At 64.9% G+C, this 24,906-nt stretch carries 24 protein-coding genes; 9 read left to right on the top strand and 15 right to left on the bottom strand.

The features are described 5' to 3' along the window. Window positions 1-5: 5 nt before the first annotated feature. The 6 genes from ybeY to hrcA all read right to left on the bottom strand — a co-directional run bounded on the left by ybeY (window position 6) and on the right by hrcA (window position 5,562). Window positions 6-548: an rRNA maturation RNase YbeY gene (gene ybeY, locus ACQR3T_RS19460; protein ID WP_032379166.1), complete on the bottom strand. Its 543-nt coding sequence runs from the start codon at window positions 546-548 to the stop codon at window positions 6-8. Between the two features lie 47 nt (window positions 549-595). Further along, a complete protein-coding gene (locus ACQR3T_RS19455; protein WP_032379167.1) occupies window positions 596-1,639 on the bottom strand; it encodes a PhoH family protein in 1,044 nt (347 codons plus the stop codon). A gap of 94 nt (window positions 1,640-1,733) precedes the next feature. Further along, window positions 1,734-2,489, bottom strand: a complete 756-nt coding sequence (locus ACQR3T_RS19450) for an alpha/beta hydrolase family protein (protein ID WP_032379168.1) — start codon at window positions 2,487-2,489, stop codon at window positions 1,734-1,736. Further along, window positions 2,486-3,259 carry a 16S rRNA (uracil(1498)-N(3))-methyltransferase gene (locus ACQR3T_RS19445; protein WP_032379169.1) on the bottom strand — a complete coding sequence of 258 codons (774 nt, stop codon included), beginning with the start codon at window positions 3,257-3,259 and terminating at the stop codon, window positions 2,486-2,488. Before ACQR3T_RS19445 ends, ACQR3T_RS19450 begins: the two co-directional genes overlap by 4 nt. Before the next feature lie 3 nt (window positions 3,260-3,262). After that, window positions 3,263-4,420 carry a molecular chaperone DnaJ gene (dnaJ, locus tag ACQR3T_RS19440; protein WP_428694543.1) on the bottom strand — a complete coding sequence of 386 codons (1,158 nt, stop codon included), beginning with the start codon at window positions 4,418-4,420 and terminating at the stop codon, window positions 3,263-3,265. Window positions 4,421-4,518: 98 nt separating this feature from the next. Next, a complete protein-coding gene (gene hrcA / locus ACQR3T_RS19435) occupies window positions 4,519-5,562 on the bottom strand; it encodes a heat-inducible transcriptional repressor HrcA (protein WP_428694542.1) in 1,044 nt (347 codons plus the stop codon). 133 nt (window positions 5,563-5,695) lie between these two features. Between hrcA and ACQR3T_RS19430 the strand changes: the two genes are divergently transcribed. Then, window positions 5,696-6,001, top strand: a complete 306-nt coding sequence (locus ACQR3T_RS19430) for a type II toxin-antitoxin system VapB family antitoxin (RefSeq protein ID WP_032379172.1) — start codon at window positions 5,696-5,698, stop codon at window positions 5,999-6,001. Window positions 6,002-6,037: 36 nt separating this feature from the next. Here ACQR3T_RS19430 and hemW read toward each other — a convergent pair whose 3' ends face one another. After that, window positions 6,038-7,249, bottom strand: a complete 1,212-nt coding sequence (gene hemW, locus ACQR3T_RS19425) for a radical SAM family heme chaperone HemW (protein WP_428694541.1) — start codon at window positions 7,247-7,249, stop codon at window positions 6,038-6,040. A gap of 368 nt (window positions 7,250-7,617) precedes the next feature. On the opposite strand from hemW, the gene ACQR3T_RS19420 reads away from it, so the two are divergent. The 5 genes from ACQR3T_RS19420 to ACQR3T_RS19400 are packed head-to-tail and all read left to right on the top strand — an operon-like array spanning window position 7,618 to window position 13,058. Continuing rightward, the gene (locus ACQR3T_RS19420; RefSeq protein WP_428694540.1) at window positions 7,618-9,336 is read left to right on the top strand and encodes a nitrite/sulfite reductase; all 1,719 of its coding nucleotides are present in this window, start codon (window positions 7,618-7,620) and stop codon (window positions 9,334-9,336) included. Next, entirely contained in the window at window positions 9,333-10,043 is a 711-nt protein-coding gene (locus ACQR3T_RS19415) for a phosphoadenylyl-sulfate reductase (RefSeq protein ID WP_032379572.1), read from the top strand. Before ACQR3T_RS19420 ends, ACQR3T_RS19415 begins: the two co-directional genes overlap by 4 nt. Continuing rightward, complete coding sequence (cysD, locus tag ACQR3T_RS19410) at window positions 10,040-10,984, top strand: sulfate adenylyltransferase subunit CysD (RefSeq protein WP_032379176.1); 945 nt, start codon at window positions 10,040-10,042, stop codon at window positions 10,982-10,984. The genes ACQR3T_RS19415 and cysD overlap by 4 nt, the downstream gene beginning before the upstream one ends. After that, window positions 10,984-12,288 carry a sulfate adenylyltransferase subunit 1 gene (locus tag ACQR3T_RS19405; protein WP_032379177.1) on the top strand — a complete coding sequence of 435 codons (1,305 nt, stop codon included), beginning with the start codon at window positions 10,984-10,986 and terminating at the stop codon, window positions 12,286-12,288. The genes cysD and ACQR3T_RS19405 overlap by 1 nt, the downstream gene beginning before the upstream one ends. Next, window positions 12,285-13,058: a sirohydrochlorin chelatase gene (locus ACQR3T_RS19400; RefSeq protein WP_428694539.1), complete on the top strand. Its 774-nt coding sequence runs from the start codon at window positions 12,285-12,287 to the stop codon at window positions 13,056-13,058. The genes ACQR3T_RS19405 and ACQR3T_RS19400 overlap by 4 nt, the downstream gene beginning before the upstream one ends. Here the strand turns inward: ACQR3T_RS19400 and ACQR3T_RS19395 are convergent. The 6 genes from ACQR3T_RS19395 to ACQR3T_RS19370 form a co-directional block, all read right to left on the bottom strand. Next, a complete protein-coding gene (locus tag ACQR3T_RS19395) occupies window positions 12,986-14,035 on the bottom strand; it encodes a sulfate/molybdate ABC transporter ATP-binding protein (RefSeq protein WP_032379179.1) in 1,050 nt (349 codons plus the stop codon). The genes ACQR3T_RS19400 and ACQR3T_RS19395 overlap by 73 nt on opposite strands. Then, window positions 14,035-14,835: a sulfate ABC transporter permease subunit CysW gene (gene cysW, locus ACQR3T_RS19390; RefSeq protein ID WP_032379180.1), complete on the bottom strand. Its 801-nt coding sequence runs from the start codon at window positions 14,833-14,835 to the stop codon at window positions 14,035-14,037. The genes ACQR3T_RS19395 and cysW overlap by 1 nt, the downstream gene beginning before the upstream one ends. Then, a complete protein-coding gene (gene cysT / locus ACQR3T_RS19385; RefSeq protein WP_080730630.1) occupies window positions 14,832-15,725 on the bottom strand; it encodes a sulfate ABC transporter permease subunit CysT in 894 nt (297 codons plus the stop codon). Before cysT ends, cysW begins: the two co-directional genes overlap by 4 nt. 6 nt (window positions 15,726-15,731) lie before the next feature. Next, window positions 15,732-16,754, bottom strand: a complete 1,023-nt coding sequence (locus tag ACQR3T_RS19380) for a sulfate ABC transporter substrate-binding protein (RefSeq protein WP_428694538.1) — start codon at window positions 16,752-16,754, stop codon at window positions 15,732-15,734. Between the two features lie 204 nt (window positions 16,755-16,958). Then, complete coding sequence (locus tag ACQR3T_RS19375) at window positions 16,959-17,048, bottom strand: Ms4533A family Cys-rich leader peptide (protein WP_310180897.1); 90 nt, start codon at window positions 17,046-17,048, stop codon at window positions 16,959-16,961. A 176-nt stretch (window positions 17,049-17,224) separates the two neighbouring features. After that, window positions 17,225-17,458 carry a hypothetical protein gene (locus ACQR3T_RS19370; protein WP_428694537.1) on the bottom strand — a complete coding sequence of 78 codons (234 nt, stop codon included), beginning with the start codon at window positions 17,456-17,458 and terminating at the stop codon, window positions 17,225-17,227. 93 nt (window positions 17,459-17,551) lie between these two features. On the opposite strand from ACQR3T_RS19370, the gene ACQR3T_RS19365 reads away from it, so the two are divergent. Beyond that, window positions 17,552-19,597, top strand: coding sequence for a glycoside hydrolase family 15 protein (locus ACQR3T_RS19365; RefSeq protein ID WP_428694536.1), 2,046 nt, complete (start codon window positions 17,552-17,554; stop codon window positions 19,595-19,597). Window positions 19,598-19,628: 31 nt separating this feature from the next. On the opposite strand, the gene ACQR3T_RS19360 is transcribed toward ACQR3T_RS19365, so the two are convergent. Then, window positions 19,629-20,636 carry a nitronate monooxygenase gene (locus tag ACQR3T_RS19360; RefSeq protein ID WP_428694535.1) on the bottom strand — a complete coding sequence of 336 codons (1,008 nt, stop codon included), beginning with the start codon at window positions 20,634-20,636 and terminating at the stop codon, window positions 19,629-19,631. Between the two features lie 164 nt (window positions 20,637-20,800). On the opposite strand from ACQR3T_RS19360, the gene ACQR3T_RS19355 reads away from it, so the two are divergent. Next, window positions 20,801-22,123 carry a DUF222 domain-containing protein gene (locus tag ACQR3T_RS19355; RefSeq protein WP_428694534.1) on the top strand — a complete coding sequence of 441 codons (1,323 nt, stop codon included), beginning with the start codon at window positions 20,801-20,803 and terminating at the stop codon, window positions 22,121-22,123. A 118-nt stretch (window positions 22,124-22,241) separates the two neighbouring features. Here the strand turns inward: ACQR3T_RS19355 and lepA are convergent, their stop codons facing one another. Then, window positions 22,242-24,089 (bottom strand): translation elongation factor 4, encoded by a 1,848-nt coding sequence (gene lepA / locus ACQR3T_RS19350; protein WP_371829190.1) that lies wholly within the window; start codon window positions 24,087-24,089, stop codon window positions 22,242-22,244. Window positions 24,090-24,239: 150 nt separating this feature from the next. Here lepA and ACQR3T_RS19345 point away from each other — a divergent pair, with 150 nt between their 5' ends. Beyond that, window positions 24,240-24,809 carry a type II toxin-antitoxin system PemK/MazF family toxin gene (locus ACQR3T_RS19345; RefSeq protein WP_165712695.1) on the top strand — a complete coding sequence of 190 codons (570 nt, stop codon included), beginning with the start codon at window positions 24,240-24,242 and terminating at the stop codon, window positions 24,807-24,809. Window positions 24,810-24,906: the final 97 nt, after the last annotated feature.

Below are 24,906 nucleotides of genomic sequence, written 5' to 3'. Positions count from 1 at the left end.
ACACATCACCGATCGACACCGTCGACGAAACCGGCTTTGCCGAGCAACCGTGCATCGCGGGCAGCCTGTTCTGCGGCCTGCTCGGCCCGCCTGGCATCCTCGTACCATTCGGCGAGCAGACGGTTCTGCAGCTCGAACATTTCTTTTTCTTCGTCCGGCTCGGCGTGGTCGTAGCCGAGCAGATGCAACACTCCGTGCACCGTCAGCAATGCGAGCTCGTGCTCGAGCGAATGGCCCGCAGCGGCAGCCTGATCCGCAGCGAACGACGGGCACAGCACGATGTCGCCGAGCATCGCCGGTCCGGGTTCGGGCGCATCGGGACGACCGCCCGGCTCGAGCTCGTCCATCGGAAACGACATCACGTCGGTGGGGCCGGGCAGATCCATCCACCGCATGTGCAGGTCCGCCATCGTGGCCGAATCCACCAGCACCATCGACAGTTCCGCGGCGGGATGCACGTCCATGCCGGCGATCGCGAACCGTGCGACCGAGACCAGCTCGGGTTCGGAGATGTCCATCCCCGACTCGTTGGACACTTCGATACTCATCTAGCCACTACCCACGCTCTCGTTGCCTGTCGTTTCGTACACCTGAATCATCTTCTCGCCGAACGCGGTCCACCGCTGCGGCGTTGCTCGCGGTTGGGAATCACACCTTCCGATGCCGACTCGAAGCGCTCGTATGCGTCGACGATTTCCGACACCAGTCGATGCCGCACCACGTCGCTGCTGGTGAGCTGCGCGAAGTGGATGTCGTCGAGGTCGGTGAGAATCTCGGATGCGGCACGCAATCCCGATTTTGCGCCACCCGGAAGGTCGACCTGGGTGACGTCGCCGGTGACCACGATCTTCGAACCGAACCCCAGACGCGTCAGAAACATCTTCATCTGCTCGGCCGTGGTGTTCTGTGCCTCGTCGAGAATGATGAACGCGTCGTTGAGCGTACGACCGCGCATGTACGCGAGCGGGGCGACCTCGATGACTCCTGCTTGCATCAGCTTGGGGATCGCTTCGTCGTCCATCATGTCGTGCAACGCGTCGTGCAGTGGGCGCAGGTACGGGTCGATCTTCTCGTGCAAGGTACCGGGCAGAAAGCCGAGGCGCTCGCCCGCTTCCACTGCCGGACGCGTCAGGATGATGCGGCTGACCTGCTTGGTCTGCAATGCCTGAACGGCCTTGGCCATCGCGAGGTACGTCTTGCCGGTACCGGCAGGTCCGATGCCGAACACGATGGTGTTGGCGTCGATCGCGTCCACGTACCGCTTCTGGTTCAGCGTTTTGGGCCGGATCGTCTTGCCGCGACGCGAGAGGATGTCCAAGCTCAGGACCTCGGCCGGCGAATCCGACACGCCCTCGGTGAGCATGGCGATCGAGCGGCGGACGGCGTCGGGAGTCAGCGGCTGGGCGCGCTTGGCGAGCGCGGCCAACTCGGAGATCACCCGTTCGGCCAGCGCCACGTCGGCCACTTTCCCGGTGAGCGTCACGGCGTTTCCTCGTACGTGGATGTCTGCCGTCAGCATCTGCTCGAGCGCCCGCAGGTTCTCGTCGGACTGTCCCAGCAGTGGCATCACTGCTTCGGGGGCGAGCTCCAAGGTGGACCGAACATCACGCTCGGCGGGAAATTCGCTGTGTTCACTCACGTGGTGGCTATGGCCTGCTCTCTTGTTTCGGTTGTGGAGACATGGATCGGTGTTCGAATGAAGTTTAACGCCGCAGCATCGATGCGCATTCCTATTACTCGCCGCTTCCGCCCAGCACGGCGTCGAGCGAGAGTGCCCAACACCGCGAATCCGGGTTCAGGAACGCGAAGTGGTCCTCGCCCGGGACCATCGTCAGCCGCGCGTCGTCTCCGGCTGCCCTCGCCGTCTCGACGTACCGCTCGCTCTGCACCGCCGGGACCTGGACGTCCTCGGACCCGTGCAGGCAGATCGTCGGGATCCCGATGGGTGCGCGGGCAGCAGGCGAGGCCGATCGGTACAGCGCTGGGTCGTCCTCGTATCGAGCCTGCAGCAACGCCTCGACCGCCGGATTCGTTCGACCCGACGCACCACGCGGCTCCAGGTCGAGGACACCGGCCTGCGAGACGATGCGCGACGGCCGCACTGTCGTACTCGTTTCGCCGCCGAGCCACACTGCCAGGTGCCCGCCTGCGGAGTGTCCGATGACGCGAACGTCGTCGATGCCGGCCGGAGCGTGGTGCTGCACCGCACCGGCGACGACGTCGAGAGCTGCGAGGACGTCGGACTGCATCTCCGGCCAGTGCCCGCCCGCGCCGACACGTCGGTACTCGATGTTCCACGCCACCGCGCCGGCTCCCGCGACAGCGCGCGCGAATTGGGTGCCGAGGTTCGATCCGTACTGCCCACTCCAGAATCCGCCGTGTATCACCACGACGACCGGCGTCGACGCATCGACCGGCTCGGGCGGCAGATAGAGATGGCCGAATTGCTCGGCATGATCGCCGTAGGCAATCTTGATCCGTGCGCTCATGCGTTCCGAAAATCCGGGGGAAGTTGCGTCCAGCGAGAGGTGAGCACCCCCAGCGCGCCGAGTGCCACGGCTCCTGCCGTCGACGTCCTCAGCACCGTGGGTCCCAGCACCACCGGGGTTGCCCCGGCTTCGGTGAGAGCAGCAACTTCCCGGTCGTCGAGGCCACCTTCGGGGCCGACCACGAGCGCGACCTCGGGAACCGAATCGAACGGCAGGTCCCGAAACGCCGAGGTGGCACCCTCGTGCAGCACAGCAACAACCCCGCCGCGGGCGACGATCGAGCCGACCAGGGCATACACGGCACGCGAATCGTGCAGGTCGGCGACCTCGGGGATGAATGCCCGACGCGACTGCTTGGCTGCCTCCGCTGCGGTGCTCCGCCATTTTGCGACGCCTTTCGTCGCCTTCGGGCCCTCCCACCGTGCGACGCAGCGCGCTGACTGCCAGGGCACAACAGCGTCGACGCCTGCCTCGGTGGCCAGTTCGACGGCCAGTTCCGATCGGTCCGCCTTCGGCAATGCCTGCACGAGCGTCACCACCGGAGTGGGACGCGGCATCTCGCTGCGCGACTGCACGGTCAGTTCCAGTCGGTTCTTCTCCGCTGCGGCGACGACCGTATCGGCCAAGCCGCCCGCTCCGTCACCGAGCAGCACTCGCTCTCCGACGCGAATGCGTCGCACCGTCGCGGCGTGATGCCCCTCCTTACCGTCGAGGACGGCGATGTCGCCGACCTTCGGCAGCGGCGAGAGATAGAAGACCGTGGGGGCCATGGATCAACGACCGCTGAACGCTTCCCGCAACCGCGAGAACAGTCCACCGCTGTGTGCGGAACCGGTGGTGACGACCTCGGCCGAGTCGCGATCTCGCATCGACTTGAGCTGTTCGAGCAGTTGGGTCTGCTTGCTGTCCAGCTTGGTCGGCACGATGACCTCGAGGTGGGCATGCAGGTCACCGCGAATACCGGAACGTAGCTTGGGCATACCGTGCCCGCGCAACACGGTCGTCGAATTCGGTTGTGTGCCTTGTTCTATCGAAATCTCGGTAGGCCCATCGATGATCGCATCGATGTTCACCGAGGTGCCGAGTGCGGCGTCGACCATCGGAACGCGGACGGTGCAGTGCAGATCGTCGCCGTCGCGGACGAACACCTCGTGCTGCTGTTCGACGATTTCCACGTACAGATCTCCCGCGGGGCCACCGCCCGGGCCGACCTCACCCTGCGAAGCAAGACGGATCCGCATGCCGTTGCTCACGCCGACGGGAACCTTGACCGAGATGTCGCGACGCGAGCGCACCCGCCCGTCGCCGCCACACTTGCGGCAAGGATCGGGAATGGTCTCGCCTGCACCGCGGCAGGTGGGGCACGGACGGCTGGTCATGACCTGGCCGAGGAACGAGCGCTGCACCGACTGCACCTCACCGGCACCGCCGCAGGTTTCGCACCGAACCGGCTTGGAGTCGCCGTTGGTGCCCGAGCCGGTGCACAGGTCGCAGAGGATCGCGGTGTCGACGGTAATGTGCTTGGTCACACCGGTGGCGCACTCGTCGAGGGTCAGCTTGGTCCGCAGCAGCGAATCCGCTCCCGGCTGCACACGCCCCTTGGGCCCGCGCTGGGCCCCACCGGCACCGCCGCCGAAGAATGCCTCGAACACATCCCCCAGGCCACCGCCGAATCCGGCTCCACCGAACCCACCGCCGCCGCCTCCGCCGCCCTGCTGCAGCGGGTCGCCGCCGAGGTCGACGATGCGACGCTTCTCCGGATCGGAGAGCACCTCGTAGGCGGTGGAGATGTCCTTGAACCGGGCCTGTGCGGCCTCGTCCGGGTTGACGTCCGGGTGCAGTTCTCGCGCCAGCTTTCGGTAGGCGCGCTTGATCTCCTGGTCAGTCGCCTGCTGGCCGACGCCCAAAGTCCCGTAATAATCCCGTACCACGTCGTCTCTTTCGTCCTAGAAGATGAATCTCGTTCGTTGATGCTGCGTGCCGGCGGCCCGTGCCCCCGCTGCCGGTCTTCGATCGGTTCTCGCTCGTCTCAGCGTTCGGCCAGGACCTCGCCGATGTACCTGGCAACCGCGGCGACCGACGCAATTGTTCCTGGGTAGTCCATCCGGGTCGGCCCCAGAACACCCATTCCTCCGAGGACCATGCCAGCCGACCCGTAGCCGGTGGAAATCACCGACGTTCCACGCATCTCCTCGACCTGCGTTTCCTCGCCGATCCGCACGGTCACGGTGCGGGTGTCCTGCGTCACTGCGAGCAGTTTGAGCACCACGACTTGCTCTTCCAACGCCTCGAGTACCGCTCGGAGCGATCCGGGAAACCCCGCGTCGCCGGCGAAGTCCGCGGCGTTGCGCGTCAGGTTCGCCGTTCCGCCGAGTACCAGGCGTTCTTCGGGGTGCTCGACCAGCGATTCCACCAGCACCGTGGCCGAACGGATCATGGCGTCCCGTAGCCCGGCCGGAGCGTTCTCGGCGAGTTCGGCCACCGCGACGGACGCGGCTGCCAGTCGCTTTCCTTCCAGCGCGCTGCCGAGCAGGCGACGCAGCTGCGACAGATTCTCGTCGTCGAGGACGTCACCGAGCTCGACGATGCGCTGATCGACCCGCCCCGAGTCGGTGATGAGCACCAACAGCAACCGAGCCGGGGTGAGCGCCACCACCTCGAGGTGCCGAACCGATGACGCCGACAGTGTGGGGTACTGCACCACGGCAACCTGCCGGGTCAACTGAGCCAGCAGTCGGACGCCGCGCCGCAGTACATCGTCCAGGTCGACGCCGTTCTCGAGGAATTCCAGAATGGCCCGGCGTTCGGCCGCCGACAGCGGCTTGACGTCGGCGATGCGATCGACGAACTGGCGATACCCCTTGTCGGTCGGTACCCGACCGGAGCTGGTGTGCGGTTGACCGATGTACCCCTCGGCCTCGAGAACAGCCATGTCGTTGCGCACGGTGGCACTCGACACGCCGAGGTTGTGTCGCTCGACCAACGCCCGTGAACCGACGGGTTCCTGGGTGGACACGTAGTCCGCCACGATCGCTCGTAGAACCTCGAACCGCCTGTCGTCGGTGCTCGACATCGGTGCCCACCTCCGTTCTCGTTTCCAATCGTCGCTCGAGTCTAGTAGCCGAGGTACGCATGCTCGTGCAAGGCCTTACTGTGGTCCGGGTGGAAACGTTCTTTCGATTCGGTCCAACGGCTCGGGGCTCGCGATGATCTTCAAGGGTGTTCGTGACGGTAAGCCGTACCCCGAGCACGGCCTGTCCATCCGCGACTGGTCGAGAATCCCGCCACGCCAGCTCCGATTGGACGAGATCGTCACCACGACAAAGGTGCTCGAACTCGACCGATTGCTGTCCGAGGACTCCACCTTCTACGGCGATCTCTTCCCCCACGCCGTGCAGTTCCGCGGCGTCATCTATCTCGAAGACGGTCTGCACCGAGCCGTGCGTGCAGCACTGCGGAACCGAACGGTGTTGCACGCCAGAGTGTTCGATTACGACGCCCTCAGTGCCTGATAGTCCCGGTGTCTGACAGTCCGAGTGCCTGTCAGCTCAGGCCGCTGCGATGCTGCGCACTACCGCGTCGGCGAGCAATCGTCCTCGGTCGGTCAGCACGAGACGGTCACCCTGCGCCGACATCAACCCGTCTACGACCGCCTGTTCGGCAGCGGTGCGCTCGGCCGGCCCGAGCACGCTCACCGGCACTCCCGTGCGGAGTCGGACGGTCAACATCAGCTCCTCCAGGTGTCGATCCTCGGCGCTGAGTAATTCGCTGCCGTGCACCGGCAGCGCCCCGGTGGCCAGGCGATCGGCGTATGCCGCCGGGTGTTTGACGTTCCAGAACCGGGTGCCGCCGATGTGGCTGTGTGCGCCCGGGCCCGCGCCCCACCAGTCGCCGCCGTCCCAGTAGCCGATGTTGTGGCGGCACTGCGCGTCGGCATCGGTGGCCCAGTTCGACACCTCGTACCAGGAAAGGCCTGCTGCGTTCAGAGCCCTGTCTATGCGTTCGTATCGGCTCGCCAGCACGTCGTCGTCCGGGGCGGGCAGCTCACCGCGGCGCACTTTGCGGGCCATGGCCGTGCCGTCCTCGACGATCAGCGCGTACGCCGAGACGTGGTCGACGCCGGCCTCGAGCACGGCGGCAAGAGATTGATCGAGGTCGCTGTCTCGCTCGCCCGGAGTGCCGTAGATGAGATCGAGGTTGACGTGCTCGAACCCGGCCGCGCGAGCCTCCTTCGCCGCAGCGACCGCTCGACCTGGCGTGTGGGTGCGATCGAGAACTGCGAGCACATGCGGTGCAGCGGACTGCATTCCGAGCGAGACCCGGGTGAAGCCCGCGGTGCGGAGTCGGTCGAAGAACTCCGGAGACGTCGATTCCGGGTTCGATTCGGTGGTCACCTCGCCGCCGTCGGTGACGCCGAAACTCGACCGGACCGCGCCGAGTACGTCGGCCAACCCGTCGCCCCCGAGCAGCGACGGTGTGCCACCGCCGACAAAGACGGTGTCGGCCGTCGGAACGCGACCCGTTCCCGCCTCGATGAGACCCGCGGCGATGTCGAGTTCCCGGCGCAGACCCTCCAACCACGACTGCGGCGACGCCGACGTACCGAGTTCCCCAGCCGTGTAGGTATTGAAGTCGCAGTAGCCGCATCGCGTGGCGCAGAACGGAACGTGCACGTAGATCCCGAATGCCCGGTCCCCCACGCCGTCGAACGCCTCGATCGGCAACTCGAAGGTGGACGGGACGGGTACGACGGTATTCACGGTCTCCAGTCTCCCAGAGAGTGCAGGCCCTTCTCCCCACCCGCCGCCGAGAGCAATCGCAGCAGCCCTGCCAGCCTATTTACCCCGAAATCGGGGTAAATAGCCGCCGCGGTCTTCCGTCGCCCCGATGACGTGGCACAATGGCACCCGTGACCGACTCAGGAATTCGACTCGTGGCGCGCCGCCATGTCGATCTCGGCCGTGTCTGCAGCGCGTCGTGTCGACACACGACCGGCTGCTGACCCAGCCTCCTTCGAGCACGTCCATTCGATCCACCGGCTTCCCACTCGTGTCGCGAGCGCCTCGCGCGACGACCCGAAGAATGCCAGCACGGAAGCCGGCCAGCACAGAAGATGCAGGAGCAATGCATGTCGTCGACCAGCGACGCGACCACCGACGCTGCCTCCGCCACACCACGGGAGCGCACGCCGCGGCCGACCAAGCGTCGAGCCGAGGGCCAGTGGGCACTGGGTTACCGGGAGCCACTGAACGCCAACGAGCAGTCCAAGAAGGACGACAACCCGCTCAACGTGCGTGCCCGCATCGAGAACATCTATTCCAAGCAAGGCTTCGACAGCATCGACAAGGGCGACCTTCGCGGCCGCTTCCGCTGGTGGGGTCTATACACCCAGCGTGAGCAGGGGTACGACGGCACCTTCACCGGTGACGACAACATCGACCTGCTCGAGGCCAAGTACTTCATGATGCGCATCCGCTGCGACGCGGGCGCACTGAATCTCGAGCAGCTGCGCACTCTGGCGCAGATCTCGAAGGAGTTCGGTCGAGACACCGCCGACCTGTCCGACCGTGAGAACGTGCAATTCCACTGGGTCGAGGTCGAGAACGTCCCCGAGATCTGGCGTCGGATCGAAGCCGTCGGGTTGAAGACCACCGAGGCGTGCGGCGATTGCCCACGCGTGGTGCTCGGTTCCCCGCTCGCGGGTGAGGCCGTCGACGAGATCCTCGACCCCACCTCGGCCATCGACGAGATCGTCGAGCGCTACATCGGCAAGCCCGAGTACTCGAACCTGCCGCGCAAGTTCAAGACGGCGATCTCGGGATTGCAGGACGTGGTGCACGAGATCAACGACTGCGCATTCGTCGGCGTCGTACATCCCGAACACGGACCAGGCCTCGACCTGTGGGTCGGCGGCGGACTGTCCACCAACCCCATGCTCGCGCAGCGAGTCGGCGTCTGGGTTCCGCTCGCGGACGTTCCCGACGTCTGGGAAGGCGTCGTCTCGATCTTCCGTGACTACGGCTACCGCCGGCTTCGCACCAAGGCGCGCCTGAAGTTCCTCATCAAGGACTGGGGCATCGAGAAGTTCCGCCAGGTCCTCGAGGACGAGTACCTGCACCGCAAGCTCATCGACGGCCCGGCGCCCGAGAAGCCCGCTCGGCCCCGTGATCACGTCGGGATCCAGAAGCTCAAGAACGGGCTCAACGCCGTCGGTGTTGCACCCATCGCGGGCCGCGTGTCCGGCACCATCCTCGCCGCCGTCGCCGACGCTGCGGAGAAGGCAGGGTCGGATCGCGTCCGGTTCACGCCGTACCAGAAGCTGATCGTCCTCGATGTTCCGGACGAGACGCTCGAGCAGCTCATCTCCGACCTCGATGCGCTGGGCCTGCCTGCCCGGCCCTCGCACTGGCGCAAGAACCTGATGGCGTGCAGCGGCATCGAATTCTGCAAGCTCTCGTTCGCCGAAACCCGCAAGCGCTCACAGGTTCTCGTCCCCGAGCTCGAAGAGCGCTTGTCCGACATCAACAGTCGACTCGACGTTCCGATCACGATCAACATCAACGGCTGCCCCAACTCGTGCGCGCGGTCTCAGATCGCAGACATCGGCTTCAAGGGTCAGTTGGTCGACGACGGAGCCGGGAATCAGATCGAGGGTTTCCAGGTTCATCTCGGAGGCAGCCTCGGTCTGGACAGTGCGTTCGGCCGGAAGTTGCGCCAGCACAAGGTCAACAGCTCCGAGCTGGGAGATTACATCGACAGAGTGGTGCGCAATTTCGACAAGCACCGCGAGGACGGCGAACGGTTCGCTCAGTGGGCCGTGCGAGCAGACGAGGCGGATTTGCGATGAGTACCAGGCTGAATTTGACGGTAGAGGAACTGAAGGACATCGCCGAGCGCGGTGCCCGTGAACTCGACGGTGCCAGCCCACTGGAGCTGCTGCAGTGGACCGAGGACAACTTCGGTAACGACTTCATCGTTGCCTCCAACATGCAGGACGGGGTTCTCGTTCACCTCGCTGCACAGGTTCACCCGGGTGTGGACGTGCTGTTCCTCGACACCGGCTACCACTTCGCCGAGACCATCGGAACGCGCGACGCCGTCGAGGCCGTCTACGGTGTTCACGTCGTCAACGCCCGCGCCGAGAAGACTGTCGCAGAACAGGATTCGATCGAGGGCAAGGACCTGTTCGCCCGCGAGCCCAATCGCTGCTGCGCTATGCGCAAGGTCGCGCCCTTGAAGAAGGAGCTGGCGAACTACAGCGCGTGGGTCACCGGCATCCGTCGGGTCGAGGCCCCCACCCGGGCCAACGCCCCACTCATCTCTTTCGACGACGCCTTCGGCCTGGTGAAGATCAACCCGATCGCACCGTGGTCGGACGAGCAGATGCAGGCCTACATCGACGAACATTCGATACTGGTCAATCCCCTCGTCGACGAGGGGTATCCGTCCATCGGGTGCGCACCGTGCACCGTCAAACCAGCCCCCGGCGCCGACCCACGTAGCGGTCGTTGGGCCGGCAAGGCCAAGACCGAATGCGGGTTGCACGCCTCATGACACTCGACCTCACCTCGGCCACCGTCGGCCGAACCCATCTCGATGCAGATCGGTTCGACACCCTCGACGCACTCGAATCCGAAGCCATCCACATATTCCGTGAGGTGGCGGGCGAGTTCGAGCGCCCCGTCATCCTGTTCTCCGGCGGCAAGGACTCGACCGTCCTGCTGCACCTGGCGATCAAGGCGTTCTGGCCCGCTCCCCTGCCGTTCGCGCTGCTGCACGTCGACACCGGGCACAACCTGCAGGAGGTGCTGGACTTCCGCGATCACGTGGTCGCCAAGTACAATCTGCGCCTGCACGTGGCCAGCGTCGAGGAGTACCTCGCCGACGGCCGCCTCACCGAGCGTCCCGACGGCATCCGCAACCCGCTGCAGACCGTGCCTCTTCTCGACGCGATCTCCGAGAACAGATTCGACGCAGTCTTCGGCGGTGCGCGACGCGACGAGGAACGAGCCCGCGCCAAGGAGCGAATCTTCTCGCTGCGCAACGCATTCGGTCAGTGGGAGCCGAAGAAGCAGCGCCCCGAACTGTGGAATCTGTACAACGGCAGGCATTCCCCCGGCGAGCAGGTGCGCGTGTTCCCGCTCAGCAACTTCACCGAGCTCGACATCTGGCGCTACATCGCGCGTGACGACGTGGAACTGGCGAGCATCTACTACGCGCATCAGCGCCCCGTGTACCAGCGCGACGGCATGTGGATGACGCCCGGTGTATGGGGCGGGCCGGCCGAGAACGAGGAGCTGCAGACCCTCTCGGTGCGCTACCGCACCGTCGGCGACGGATCCACCACCGGTGCCGTGCTGTCCGAAGCCGCCGACAACCAAGCGATCCTCGCCGAGGTCGCCGCATCTCGACTGACCGAACGCGGAGCCACTCGCGGCGACGACCGCGTCTCCGAGGCTGCCATGGAAGATCGCAAACGAGAAGGATACTTCTGATGAGCAGCACAGGAACGCAGCTTCTTCGCCTCGCCACCGCAGGTAGCGTCGACGACGGTAAGTCGACCCTCGTCGGACGGCTGTTGTACGACACGAAATCCGTTCTGGCAGACCAGATCGATGCCGTCACGCGGGCTTCGGTGGACAAAGGACTCGCCACGCCGGATCTGTCTCTCCTCGTCGACGGTCTGCGCGCCGAGAGAGAGCAGGGCATCACGATCGACGTTGCCTACCGCTACTTCGCGACGCCCAATCGCTCCTTCGTACTGGCCGATACTCCGGGCCACGTGCAGTACACCCGCAACACCGTCTCGGGCGCGTCGACGGCGCAGTTGGTCATCCTGCTCGTCGACGCCCGCAAAGGCGTGATCACTCAGACCCGCAGGCATGCAGCGGTTCTGGCCCTCCTGGGCGTTCCGCGCCTGGTGCTGGCCGTCAACAAGATCGATCTGGTCGAGGACCCCGCGACCGTCTTCGCCGAGATCTCGGCCGAGTTCAATTCGCTGACCTCCTCACTCGGCTGGTCCACCGAGGACGTCATCGAAATTCCGGTGTCCGCACTGCACGGCGACAACGTCGCGGTGAAGTCCGACAAGACCCCGTACTACGACGGACCCACCCTCATCGAACACCTCGAGTCGGTTCCGGTCGACGCCGAACCGCACCGCGTCGGTCTTCGTTTCCCAGTGCAGTACGTGATCCGGCCTCGCACAGCCGACTTCCCCGACTATCGCGGGTACGCCGGGCAGGTGGCGGCCGGCACCGTGGACGTCGGCGACGAGGTCGTCATTCTGCCCTCCGGTACCAGAACCACGGTCGAGCGCATCGATACTGCGGACGGCGAATTGCGCACGGCTCACGCTGGACGCAGTGTCACCCTCGTCCTCGCCGACGACGTCGACGTCTCGCGCGGCGACACCATCGCCTCCCCGCAGGACGCACCGGAGCCGATCGGTGATTTCGAGGCCACCGTGTGTTGGCTGGCAGAGAAGCCCCTTCGCCCAGGCGCTCGCCTGTTGCTCAAGCACGGCACTCGCACCACCCAGGCCATCGTCGGCACTTTGATCGAGCGGTTCGACGAACAGCAGCTCACCGCACAGGAAAGCCCGGAATCGTTGGAGCTCAACGAGATCGGCCGCATCTCGGTGCGGGTCGCAGAACCCATCGTGGCGGACGACTACGCCGTCAATCGGCACACCGGCAGCTTCCTGCTCATCGATCCTGCAGGCGGCAACACACTGGCCGCCGGGCTTGTCGGCAACGCTCTGGCTGCAGTCGAGCTGGGGTCGGCAGTTCCGGCGTGACCGCACTGATCGCGGTTGCCCACGGCAGTCGTGACCCGCGCTCCGGCGCAGCGATCCATCGCGCCGTCGACGTCCTACGTCGGCGGCGACCGGATCTGGACGTACGCGTCGCGTTCCTGGACCTCACCGAGCCCGGCGTCGGGCACGTCGTGGACGCCGTGGTCGACGCTGGACACACCCGCATCGTCAGCGTCCCGTTGTTGCTGGGCAAGGCCTTTCACGCCAAGGTCGACCTGCCGGAGCTGCTGGCCGACGCACGCACCCGGCATCGGCACGTGTCGATCGTGCAGGCCGACGTGCTGGGCGACGACCGCCTGCTGATCGAAGCAGTGCGTGACCGCATCCTCGATACCGGTGTCGTACTGGACGATCCGACTGTGGGCATCGCACTGGCTGCGGTCGGATCCTCTGCTTCACCGGCGAATCAGCGCACCCGAGTGATCGCCCAGAAATTGCTCGCCGGGACTGGCTGGGCCGGTGCCGTGACCTGTTTTGCCACGTCCGTCGAGCCGTCCCCCGAGGACGCCGTCGCGCACCTGCACACGATGGGTGCCACTCGAATCGTCGTGGCACCGTGGTTCCTGGCCCCGGGACTGCTCACCGATCGGATCGAAGCATCACTGTCTGACCGACCGGATGTGATGCACGCCGACGTGATCGGAGCTCACCCGGGTCTGGCCGAACTGGTATCGCGGCGCTACGACTCGGCAGTTGCCCGCGCCGCATCGGTGGCGTCGGCGATCGTCGGCACCCGAGTCGCTCGCACGTAGACGGTCTCGCCCTCACGAAGACCGAGGGCCTCACTGTCACCGCGAGTGATCTGCGCGGCGAACAGTTCACCCGTGGCCGCGTTCTCGAGCTCGACCTTCACCTCGAAGCCGAGATGCACCACGCGCTTGACGACGGCACGCGTCACACCGGCCGATTCTGCGGTACCACTGGCCTGGGCCTGCGCCAACGAAGGATCACGCCCGACGCGAATATCGTGCGGCCGCACGAGAAGTCCGTTCAGCTTCGCGACCTGGCCCAGGAACGACATCACGAAGTTGTTGGCCGGACGGTCGTACAGATCCTCCGGGGTGCCGACCTGCTCTATCCGGCCCTTGTTGAGCACCGCGATCCGATCCGCGACGTCGAGGGCCTCCTCCTGGTCGTGAGTCACCAGAACAGTGGTGACGTGCACCTCGTCGTGCAGGCGGCGCAGCCACGTCCGTAGATCGGCGCGGACCTTGGCGTCGAGCGCGCCGAAGGGCTCGTCGAGCAGGAGCACCTGTGGGTCGACCGCGAGGGCGCGAGCCAGCGCCATGCGCTGGCGCTGTCCACCGGAGAGCTGCGCCGGGTAGCGAGTCTGGAAGCCGGCCAGCCCGACGATCTCGAGCAGCTCGTCGACCTTCTTGGCGATCTCGGCCTTGGGCCGTTTCCGGATCTGCAGACCGAACGCGACGTTGTCTCGCACCGTGAGGTGTTTGAACGCCGCATAGTGCTGGAAGACGAAGCCGATCTCGCGTCGCTGCGGACTGACCCACGTCACGTCCTCGCCGGCGAGCACCACCCGACCCGAGTCGAGTTGTTCGAGGCCGGCGATCGAGCGCAGCAGAGTGGACTTGCCCGAGCCACTGGGGCCGAGCAGCGCCGTCAACGATCCCTTGGGGATGTCGATGCTGACGTTGTCGAGAGCTGCGAAATCGCCGTAGTGCTTGTTGGCACCGACAACGGAGATCTCGATCTCGGAGGATTTCTCGGTCATTACTTCGTCCTCTTCTTGTCGAGAACCGTCATCAGCAACAGCACGATGACGGCGATCGCCATCAGCAGTGTGGACGCGGCGTATGCGCCCTGTTGATTGAAGTCCTCGTAGCGTGAATTGACCAGCAACGTCAGTGTTTGCGAAATGCCGGGGAGGTTGGTCGAGACCATGATGACGGCACCGAACTCGCCGAGCGACCGAGCGACTGTGAGTACGACACCGTAGGTCAGGCCCCATCGGATCGCCGGAAGGGTGATGCGCCAGAACGTCTGCCAGGAGCTTGCACCCAAGGTCGATGCTGCTTCTTCCTGCTCTTCGCCGATCTCGTACAGAACCGGTTCGACTTCGCGCACGACGAACGGCAGCGTCACGAAGATGGTCGCTATCACCATGCCGGGAAGTGCGAAAATCACCTTGAAGCCGAGACTTTCCACTCCTCCGAACCACCCGTTGGCACCCCACAGCAGAATCAGCGCGACACCGGTGATGATCGGCGACACCGCGAAAGGCAGATCGACGATCGCCTCGAGTACGCCTTTACCGCGGAACCGCCCTCGTACCAACGCCAACGCGGTGACCACACCGAAGACGACGTTGATCGGTACCACGATGGCAACGATCAGCAGTGACAGTTGCAGGGCCGATTGCGCCGCAGGAGTGGTGATCTGCTCGAAGAACGACACGACGCCGTCCTCGAAGGTTCGATACAGGATGGCGGCGAGCGGAAAGAGCACGAGTACGGCGAGATAGATCAACGCAATCGTGCGCAGGGACAGTTTGACCGGGAGGCTGATCTTCACGAGAGCTGCTCCTCTCGTCTGGCCAGCCGGTTTCCGATGATGCGAAGCACGAAAAGCACTGCAAACGCAATAGCCAACAGCACCACCGAGATAGCTGCGGCGTCGATCGGGCGGTCGTACTCGATCAGCTCGCGAATGTACTGCGACGCCACCTGAGTGTCGTTGGGGATGTTGCCGCCGATGAGCACCACCGAGCCGAACTCCCCGATCGCGCGGGCGAACGCCAGGCCCCCGCCCGACAGCACTGCCGGCAACAACACCGGCAGAACGATGCGTCGGAAGATGGTCCAGTTGTTGGCTCCGAGCGACGCGGCCGCCTCCTCGACGTCTTTGTCCAACTCGATCAGCACCGGTTGCACCGCACGCACCACGAACGGCAACGTGACGAACAGCAGAGCGACAATGACCGCGGGCTTGGTTGCGTTGAACACCAGCCCGATCGGACTCGCCGGTCCGTAAAGAGACAGCAACACCAAACTGGCGACGATGGTCGGCAATGCGAACGGCAGATCGATCAAGGCGTTGACGAATCGTTTACCCGGAAACTCGTCCCGCACGAGGACCCACGCGATGAGGGTGCCCAGGAACAGATTGATCACTGCGGCCGCGACGGACACCAAGAGGGTGACCTTGAATGTGGCCAGGGCACGCGGCACGGTTATCGCATCCCAGAAGCCGGCCAGACCGTCGTCGAACGACTGAACCGTCAACGCGGCCAACGGAAGCAGCACGATGACGCTGAGCCACAACACGGCGACCCCGAGACCGAGCGGCCCCACCGACCCAGGGCCCCTGAACTTTCGGCCTTCCCGCCCGGCACGAAACCGAGGTCTCGTACCGGGCGGGACTGGCGAACCCGCAGTTGCGGTTTCGGTGGTCGAAGATGGCATCGATCTCTACCGAGTACTTTCCTGATAGATCGTCGTGATTGCGCCGTTGTCGCCGAACAGGTCGGCGTCGACCTGCGTCCAGCCACCGAGATCGTCGATGGTGTAGAGCTTTTCGGGGGTGAAGAACTTGTCGGAGTACTCCGAGGCGATGTCCGGGTTCGTCGGCCGGAAGCCTGCCTCGGCCCAGATCTTCTGCCCCTCGTCGGTGTAGACGAAATCGTTCAGAGCATTGGCTCGATCGAGGTTGGCACTGCTGTTGATCACTGCCACGGGATTGTCGATGCGGAACGTGACGGGAACGTCGACGTGCTCCACCTTCTGTCCCTGTTCCTCGATCAGCAGCGCCTCGTTCTCGTAGCTCAGCAGTGCGTCACCCTGGCCCTGCAGAAAGGCTTCGGTTGCCGCGCGGCCGGATTCGGGCTGAACCGGGAAATGGTCGGAGACGAGGGTACGGACGAAGTCGAGACCGGCCTGCTTGTCCTGGCCGCCGTTGCTCTTCGCCGCATACGGAGCAAGGAGATTCCACTTGGCCGAGCCGGAGCTGAGCGGACTCGGACTGATGACCTGTACGTCGGGCTTGATCAGGTCGTCCCAGGTACGAATGTTCTTCGGGTTGCCCTCGCGCACGACGATGGTCACCACGGAGCCGAACGGCACTCCGCCGTAAGCGTTCTGGTTCCAGTCCTCATCGACCTTGCCGGCCTTGACGAGTCGGGTGACATCGGGTTCGACCGAGAAGTTGACGATGTCGGCGGGTGCACCGTCGGCCACCTTGCGAGACTGGTTTCCCGATGCGCCGTAGTCGGCGTTGATGGCGGTTCCTTCGCCGTCCTCGGTCGCTGCGAAAGCGGGACCGATTGCGTCCCAACCGTTCTTGGGGACGGCGTATCCCACGAGAGTCAAGGCAGGACCGCTGGCGGTGTCCGATCCGCCACCGACAGCATCGCTCGAGCCGCCACCGCAGGCGGTCAGTAGCAGAGTTCCCACAGCCGCGAACGTGGTCAGGAGGTTACGAGAACTATGCCTCATTGTGGAGTGGCCTTTCGTGATGTGACGAAGAAGAGACTGGGAAGAACGGACAGGAGGACAGTCGAACCGAGGCGAGACCGAAACCCGCAACGAAGATTCAAGAGATCCTCCCCAGCCCAGGGCCGGGGAGAGCTGGGCCCCGAGCAGGCGCACAGCACGCTAGGACCTAGGCGACCCGAGGAATCGATTCGACTGAGGAAAGAATCAACAACAGTCGATATCGGCGACTGCCAACATGCCGACAGCAATCAACGCCAACTGATGGCGGACGCGGTACTCGGCGGCAGAAGACACGGTCAGAAATCTAGCAGAGGTTTCGGACGGACTCTAATTCAGCGGACGCGCCCGGTGACTCGACGGCGCAGCCGTCGGCCGAGCCGTGGCGACGAGGCCCTACCGAGTGAGCAGCCAGGCGATGACAACCAGCACCAGCAGCGCGATCAGCGCCAGCGTTACCCGAGACCGTGGCATTACTGTCCATCCTTCGTCGTGGTGGAGGCGGCAGCCGTCGACTCCGCCTCGCGAGCAGCGCGGGCGTCGCGACCGAGCAGGCGCAGGACCACCGCGAGGAGGCGATCGAACACCCGTGCCAGCAGGAACGCCGTCGGCACGATGAACAGCAGCACGACGATCGCCTGCGGTACGAACGGCAGGCCCGTCACCCACAGTTCGACGCCGTCCCACCATCGCGCAACCGGTTCCACCCTCGCAGCTTAAACCAGCGCGTCCGGTGCCCACGCCACGCCGATCGACGACCAGCAGTGGACGACTGCCACCGTTACGTCGATGATTACGCCATGACGGCATTCGAAGATGTTTCGCCCGTGCCTCCGGTGGCCGACGAGCCCGCGATGGGATCTGGGCACCCAGAGTTGGGCGGGATCGAAGTTCAGGGAGCATTGGGCAGTACCGACGCACCGGTGTCCACCCTGACGTCCTACCGCAGCGCCTTTCCGCCGATCGACGACTACGCGTTCCTCTCGGACTGCGAGACCACCTGTCTGATCGCGCGGAACGGATCCGTCGAGTGGATGTGCGTGCCCCGGCCGGACTCCCCCAGCATCTTCGGAGCGATTCTCGATCGCAGCGCCGGTCACTTTCGCGTCGGCCCCTACGGCCAGTCGGTCCCCGCGGCGCGGCGCTACCTGCCCGGCGGTCTGATCGTCGAAACCACGTGGCAGACCGAGACCGGCTGGTTGATCGTGCGCGACGCCCTCGTCATGGGGCCGTGGCACAACACAGATCAACGCTCTCGCACCCACAAGCGCGCACCGAGCGACTGGGATGCCGAACACATACTGCTGCGCACCATCAAATGCGTGAGCGGCACAGTCGAATTGGAGATGAGCTGCGAGCCCGCCTTCGACTACCACCGGGCACCCGCGAACTGGGAGTACACCGGCAAGGTGTACGAGGAGACCACCGCAACCTGCGAGGCGAGCGCGGACGGTGACCAGCCCACGCTGAAGTTGACCACCAATCTTCGGATCGGCATCGAGGGCCGTGAGGCTCGGGCCCGAACGCGAATGACGGAGGGCGACAATGTGTTCGTCGCTCTGTCCTGGTCCGATCTTCCTTCGCCGCAAACCTTCGAGGAAGCCGCGGAGAAGATGTGGCGCACCTCCGAGTGTTGGCGGCAGTGGATCACCATCGGCCGGTTCCCCGACCACCCGTGGCGGGGATACCTGCAGCGCAGCGCGTTGACGCTCAAGGGCCTGACCTACGCGCCCACCGGTGCCCTGCTGGCGGCATCGACCACGTCGCTCCCGGAAACACCGGGCGGAGAACGCAACTGGGACTACCGCTACACCTGGGTCCGCGATTCGACATTCGCACTGTGGGGCCTCTACACGCTCGGACTGGACCGTGAAGCCAACGACTTCTTCGCGTTCATGTCGGACGTGGCGACGACGGCGAACGGCGAGGTCAATCCGCTGCAGGTGATGTACGGCATCGGCGGCGAGAAGACCCTCGACGAGAGCGAGCTACCGCACCTGTCCGGATACGACGGCGCGCGGCCGGTACGCATCGGCAACGGGGCCTACGACCAAGAGCAGCACGACATCTGGGGCACCATGCTCGACTCGGTGTACCTGCACGTGAAGTCACGTGAGCACGTCCCGGAATTCCTGTGGCCGCTACTCAAACGTCAGGTCGAGGAAGCGATCGCCAACTGGCGCAAACCGGACCGTGGCATCTGGGAGGTGCGCGGCGAACCGCAGCACTTCACGTCCTCGAAGCTCATGTGTTGGGTCGCGCTCGATCGCGGTGCCAAGCTCGCCGACATCCATGGCGAGCAGGACTACTCGGACCAGTGGAACGAGATCGCGGACGAGATCAAGGCCGACATTCTCGAAAACGGCACCGACTCACGCGGAGTGCTGACGCAGCGCTACGGCGACCCGTCGCTGGACGCGTCGTTGCTGCTGGCACCGCTGCTGCGATTCCTGCCGGCCGACGACGAGCGAATCCGTGCCACGGTGCTCGCCATCGCCGACGAGTTGACCGAGGACGGATTGGTTCTGCGCTACCGAACCGACACCACCGACGACGGCTTGGCCGGCGAGGAAGGAACGTTCACGATCTGCTCGTTCTGGCTGGTCTCTGCCCTGGTGGAAATCGGCGAACTGCCCCGAGCGAAGCACCTCTGCGAACGTCTACTCGGCTACGCGAGCCCGCTCAAGCTCTACGCCGAGGAGATCGACCACCGCACCGGCCGTCACCTCGGCAACTTCCCGCAGGCGTTCACCCACCTTGCCCTCATCAACGCAGTGGTGCACGTCATCCGGGCCGAAGAAGCCCAGGCGTCCGGACACTTCCAGCCCGCCCACGCCAACCCCTGACCGGGAAGTTCGGTAGTCGCTGCGTGTGGTTTCAGCGGCCGAGTTGTCTCGCCCATTCGGCGATCAGCTCGGCGGCGGGCTCGGCCTGAGCGCGGCGATGGCCGGTCCCGGCCCACATCGACAGTCCCGACGGGTCACCCGCTGCTGCGGCCTTCGCGCGCATCGGCGCGGTCAGGTAATGCAGATCGGGATACGCCAGCGGTGCAGCGTCCGAGTTCGCGTGCATGAACTCGTTCACCAGACCCCGCGCAGGACGGCCGGAGAAGGCCCTCGTCACTGCGGTGTTCGGAGCCAGTGTCAGCTGTTCGCGGTGGACTGGTTTGGTGCCGGCCTCAGGCGTGTTCAGGAAGGCAGTCCCGAGCTGCGCGGCATGGGCTGCACCCGAATCCAACAGTGGCGCAATGTCGTTGCCGTCCATCAAACCACCCGCTGCGATGCGAGGGAGTTCCGAGATCTCGCGGACCGCAACGAGCAGCTCGGCCAACGGCTCCTCCGGGGCCGACCCGTCGAACGTACCTCGATGCCCACCGGCTTCGGGTCCCTGCACAACGAGAGCGTCGACGCCGTTGGCGGTGGCCACCGACGCGTCGGACGCGGTGGCGACGGTGGCCCACACCTCGGTTCCGACTGCGTGCAGCTGGGCTACCTCGTCCGCGTCGAACGTCGCGAACGTGCTCGAGACCAGCGGTACCGGGTGCTCGAGCAGCCATGCGAACTTCTCGGCGTAGAAGTCGTCTCGTCGCAGCAGCTCCCCCGGTTCGGCATCGAACCGCTCGAACCAGGACGCCAGGTGTTCGGCATAGGACGCCACGTCGGCACCGGACGGTTCCTCCGGCAGAAAGAGGTTGACGCCGAACGGCAGTCCTCGAACCGAATCGATCTGCGCTGCAAAGGCCTCAAGTGTCAGTAATGCGCCCGCGATCATGCCGAGCCCACCCGCCTCCGAGACCGCGCGAGCGAGTTCGGGAGTACTCGGGCCACCCGCCATGGGCGCACCGACGACGGGCACACGGAGCTGCTTCAAGATCGGCGTAGTCACAGGTTCGAAATGTACTCGCCGGCCACGGCCTCGTCTGTCGCACCCGACATGCGTCCGCTACCACACGCCACCGACAGAATCGCGATATCGAATCCTTCTGCAGGGCAATAGTTTTCGATTCGACTATCATTGTCAGTCGAACGCATGTTCGATATACTTGATCCATGACAACGGAGATCTGGCAACTGAGCGAGGCAGAACTCCTCGCCGACTCTGCTGATGTCTCCCACCGAATCCAGTTGCTCGAAGCCCGACGTATCGCCCTCGTCGCCGAGATCGATACTCGCGTCTCCCGCGAGAAGCTCGGATTCCCCGGGCCCGCCGGTTGGCTCACCTCCACCACCCTGCTCACCCCCAGTAAAGCGACCAAGATCGTCGCCCTCGCCCGCGGACTGAAGAACTTCCCCGACATCGCCGACGCCGTGAACACGGGCGTCATGTCCGTCGACCATGCCGCTCTGATCCTCGCCTTCGCCGAAACACCACCGAAGAACCTCCCGCAAGAAGGCCAGGACATCGCCCGCGCCGCCATGATCAAGGCTGCGAGCGGACCCGGCGCACGTACCGGCCGCATCCGCGAAGCGATCACCAAACTCGAGGACACCTACGGCAGCAAGAAACCACCCCCCGAGGCCACCGACCGCAACGAACTCTTCGCCTCCACAACCCTCAACGGGCGGCTGGTGCTCAAGGCCGACTTCGACGCTGTCACCGGAGAAAAACTGCTCACCGCACTCTCACAGCTCACCGAACCCCAGCCCGCCGCCGACGGCACTCAAGACGAACGCGGCCCCGCCAAACGCCGCGCCGACGCCTTCGGACACATCCTCGACCGCTACCTCGCCTCCAGCAACCGACCCACCGAAGGCGGCGAAAAACCGCACCTCAACCTACACATCAGCCTCCGCGATCTCACCGACCTCCGCAGCACCATGAACGCCGACAGCGACTCTGACTCTGAGAATGGCAGCATCGCAACCGAATCCGACAACGACAGCCGGCCAGCCACCGCCGATCGCGGCGCGTATCGCGACTTGTTCGGCGACGGCACCACCGTCGGGTGGCTGCCGTGGATGGGGCCACTCTCCCGCAATACGTCCGGGCAACTGGCCTGCGACTGCCTCCTCACCGCCATCGTCATGGATGAGAACGGTTCCCCGATCAACCTCGCACGCACCGCCCGCACCGTGAACGCGAAACAGAAACGCGCCCTCACCGCCCGCGACCACGGGTGCGCCTTCCCAGGCTGCGGCAAACCCGCCGCCTGGACAGAGGGCCACCACATCTGGCACTGGACCGACGGCGGACCCACCGACATGAACAATCTCGTCCTGCTCTGCGGATTCCACCACCGACTGATCCACCACAGTGACTGGGAAGTGTTCATCGCCGCCGACAACCACCCCTGGTTCGTACCACCGGCGACCGTCGACCCCTACCGACAACCCCGACAATCCCACGCCCGAGCCGGCCCCCACATCACATAACCACCGACAACGAGACCAGCCCCGCACCGAGAACACGGTGCGGGGCTGGAAAAGGTTGTTTCACAGCTACTTCGATATGAGCGAAGGCACCTCGAAGTTGCCAGAGCGCGTGCCTGCGCTACTTCTTGGGCTTGTCCGACGAAGATTCCGAGGACAGTGCGGCGACGAAGGCTTCCTGCGGTACCTCGACGCGACCGATCGTCTTCATGCGCTTCTTGCCCTCTTTCTGCTTCTCGAGCAGCTTGCGCTTACGGCTGATGTCGCCGCCGTAGCACTTGGCCAGCACGTCCTTTCGGATCGCACGGATGTTCTCGCGCGCGATGATGCGCGATCCGATGGCGGCCTGGATCGGCACCTCGAACTGCTGACGCGGAATCAGTTCTTTGAGCTTGGTCGTCATCTTGTTGCCGTAGGCCGCGGCATTGTCCTTGTGCACGATCGCCGAGAACGCGTCCACGGCCTCCCCCTGCAGCAGGATGTCGACCTTGACCAGCGCACCGGCCTGCTCGCCGATCTCCTCGTAATCGAGGCTCGCGTATCCGCGGGTACGGGACTTGAGGATGTCGAAGAAGTCGAAGATGATCTCGGCCATCGGAATCGTGTAGCGCAGCTCCACGCGGGTCTCGGACAGGTAGTCCATGCCGCCGAGCTCGCCACGTCGTCCCTGGCACAGCTCCATGATGGAGCCGATGAATTCGCTGGGCGAGATTATGGTGCACTTGACCATCGGCTCGAACACTTCCCGTGCCTTGCCCTCGGGCCAGTACGACGGATTGGTGACGATGTGCTCGGCACCGTCTTCCATTTCGACGCGGTAGACCACGTTGGGCGAGGTCGAGATCAGGTCCAGGTTGAACTCCCGCTCGAGCCGCTCGCGGGTGATCTCCATGTGCAGCAGCCCGAGGAATCCGCAGCGGAAGCCGAAGCCGAGAGCAACGGAGGTCTCCGGCTCGTAGGTCAGGGCCGCGTCGTTCAGTTGCAGCTTCTCGAGAGCATCACGCAGGTCCGGGTAGTCCGACCCGTCGAGCGGGTAGAGACCGGAGTACACCATCGGCCGAGGCTCGCGGTAGCCGGTCAGCGGCTCGGTTGCGCCCTTCCGGAAGGTGGTGACGGTATCGCCCACCTTCGACTGACGGACGTCCTTGACTCCGGTGATGAGGTAACCGACCTCGCCGACGCCCAAGCCCTTGGTGGCCTTGGGATCGGGCGAGACGATGCCGACCTCGAGCAACTCGTGCGTCGAGCCGGTCGACATCATCGTGACCTTCTCGCGCGGGTTGAGCGCGCCGTCGACCACTCGCACGTAGGTGACGACGCCGCGGTAGGTGTCGTAGACCGAGTCGAAGATCATCGCGCGGGCCGGGCCGTCCGGGTTGCCGACCGGAGCCGGGACCAGTTTGACGACCTCGTTGAGCAGTTCTTCCACACCCACACCGGTCTTACCGGATACGCGCAGTACGTCGTCGGCCTCGCACCCGATGATGTGTGCGATCTCGGCGGCGTAGCGATCCGGGTCGGCAGCGGGAAGGTCTATCTTGTTGAGCACCGGAATGATGGTGAGCTCTTTGTCGAGAGCCAGATACAGGTTGGCCAGCGTCTGCGCCTCGATGCCCTGAGCGGCGTCGACGAGCAGCACTGCCCCTTCGCAGGCTTCGAGGGCACGGGAGACCTCGTAGGTGAAGTCGACGTGGCCGGGAGTGTCGATGAGGTGCAGCACGAATTCTTCGCCGTCGACGACCCACGGCAGCCGTACGTTCTGCGCCTTGATGGTGATCCCGCGCTCGCGCTCGATATCCATCCGGTCCAGGTACTGCGCGCGCATCGACCGGTCGTCGACGACGCCCGTGAGCTGCAACATCCGGTCCGCCAACGTCGACTTACCGTGGTCGATGTGGGCAATGATGCAGAAGTTCCTGATCCTGGACGGATCGGTGAACGTCGTGTCGGCGAAGCTGGGCACTCGTATCCTTCGGCTGGCGTGTTCGAAATGAGCGAACGGGTGTGTCCATCGTCCCACGCCGAGAACGATGCGCCGCCCCCGGCTGTCCGACTCCGGCTTCGACGTCGCCACAGTCTGGGCTGTGAGCAGCAACGTCAGGGTGGCTACACTCGCCGCATGGCTGGCAATTGGAGCAGATTCGGCAAAGAACTGGGCAAGATCGCGATGCGTGAAGGCCCGCGACTGCTGCGTCAACTGCAGAAGTCCGGCGCCCTGCAGAAGGGCAAGGACGCAATCAGTGGCACGACAGCGAACACGTCCGCTCCGGCTCCGCGTCCCGGCCGCCCGGTCGCGTCACAGACGAGGCCGACCGCCCAGCGCGCCCGCACCATCGAGTACTCCCCCGATCTGGACGGCAAGGCCGATCCGGGTGAGATCGTCTGGACCTGGGTGACCTACGAAGAAGACGCCAGTCAGGGCAAGGATCGCCCGGTGTTGGTCATCGGGCGCGAGGGCAACGATCTACTCGGTCTGATGCTGTCGAGCCAGAGCAGTCGCGACGGCGACCGCGACTGGCAGTCGATCGGATCCGGTTCCTGGGACGCCGAGGGCCGACCGAGCTGGATTCGTCTGGATCGCGTTCTCGACGTGCCCGAGGACGGCATCCGCCGCGAGGGCGCGATTCTGAGCAAACCCCAATTCGACTCCGTCGCAGCTCGATTGCGTCGAGACTTCGGCTGGAACTGAGTCGTGGGGGGGGGGGGGGGGGAGAGACGAAAAAAAAAAACAACAAAAACAACAAAAAAAAGAAGGTTTGAAAAAACAAACAAAGAACACCAAACCA

The sequence above is a fragment of the Rhodococcus sp. IEGM1428 genome, assembly GCF_050321865.1.
Taxonomy (GTDB): Bacteria; Actinomycetota; Actinomycetes; order Mycobacteriales; family Mycobacteriaceae; genus Rhodococcoides.
Note: the sequence above shows the minus strand (reverse complement) of the source record. Positions and strands in the feature narration are given on the sequence as shown.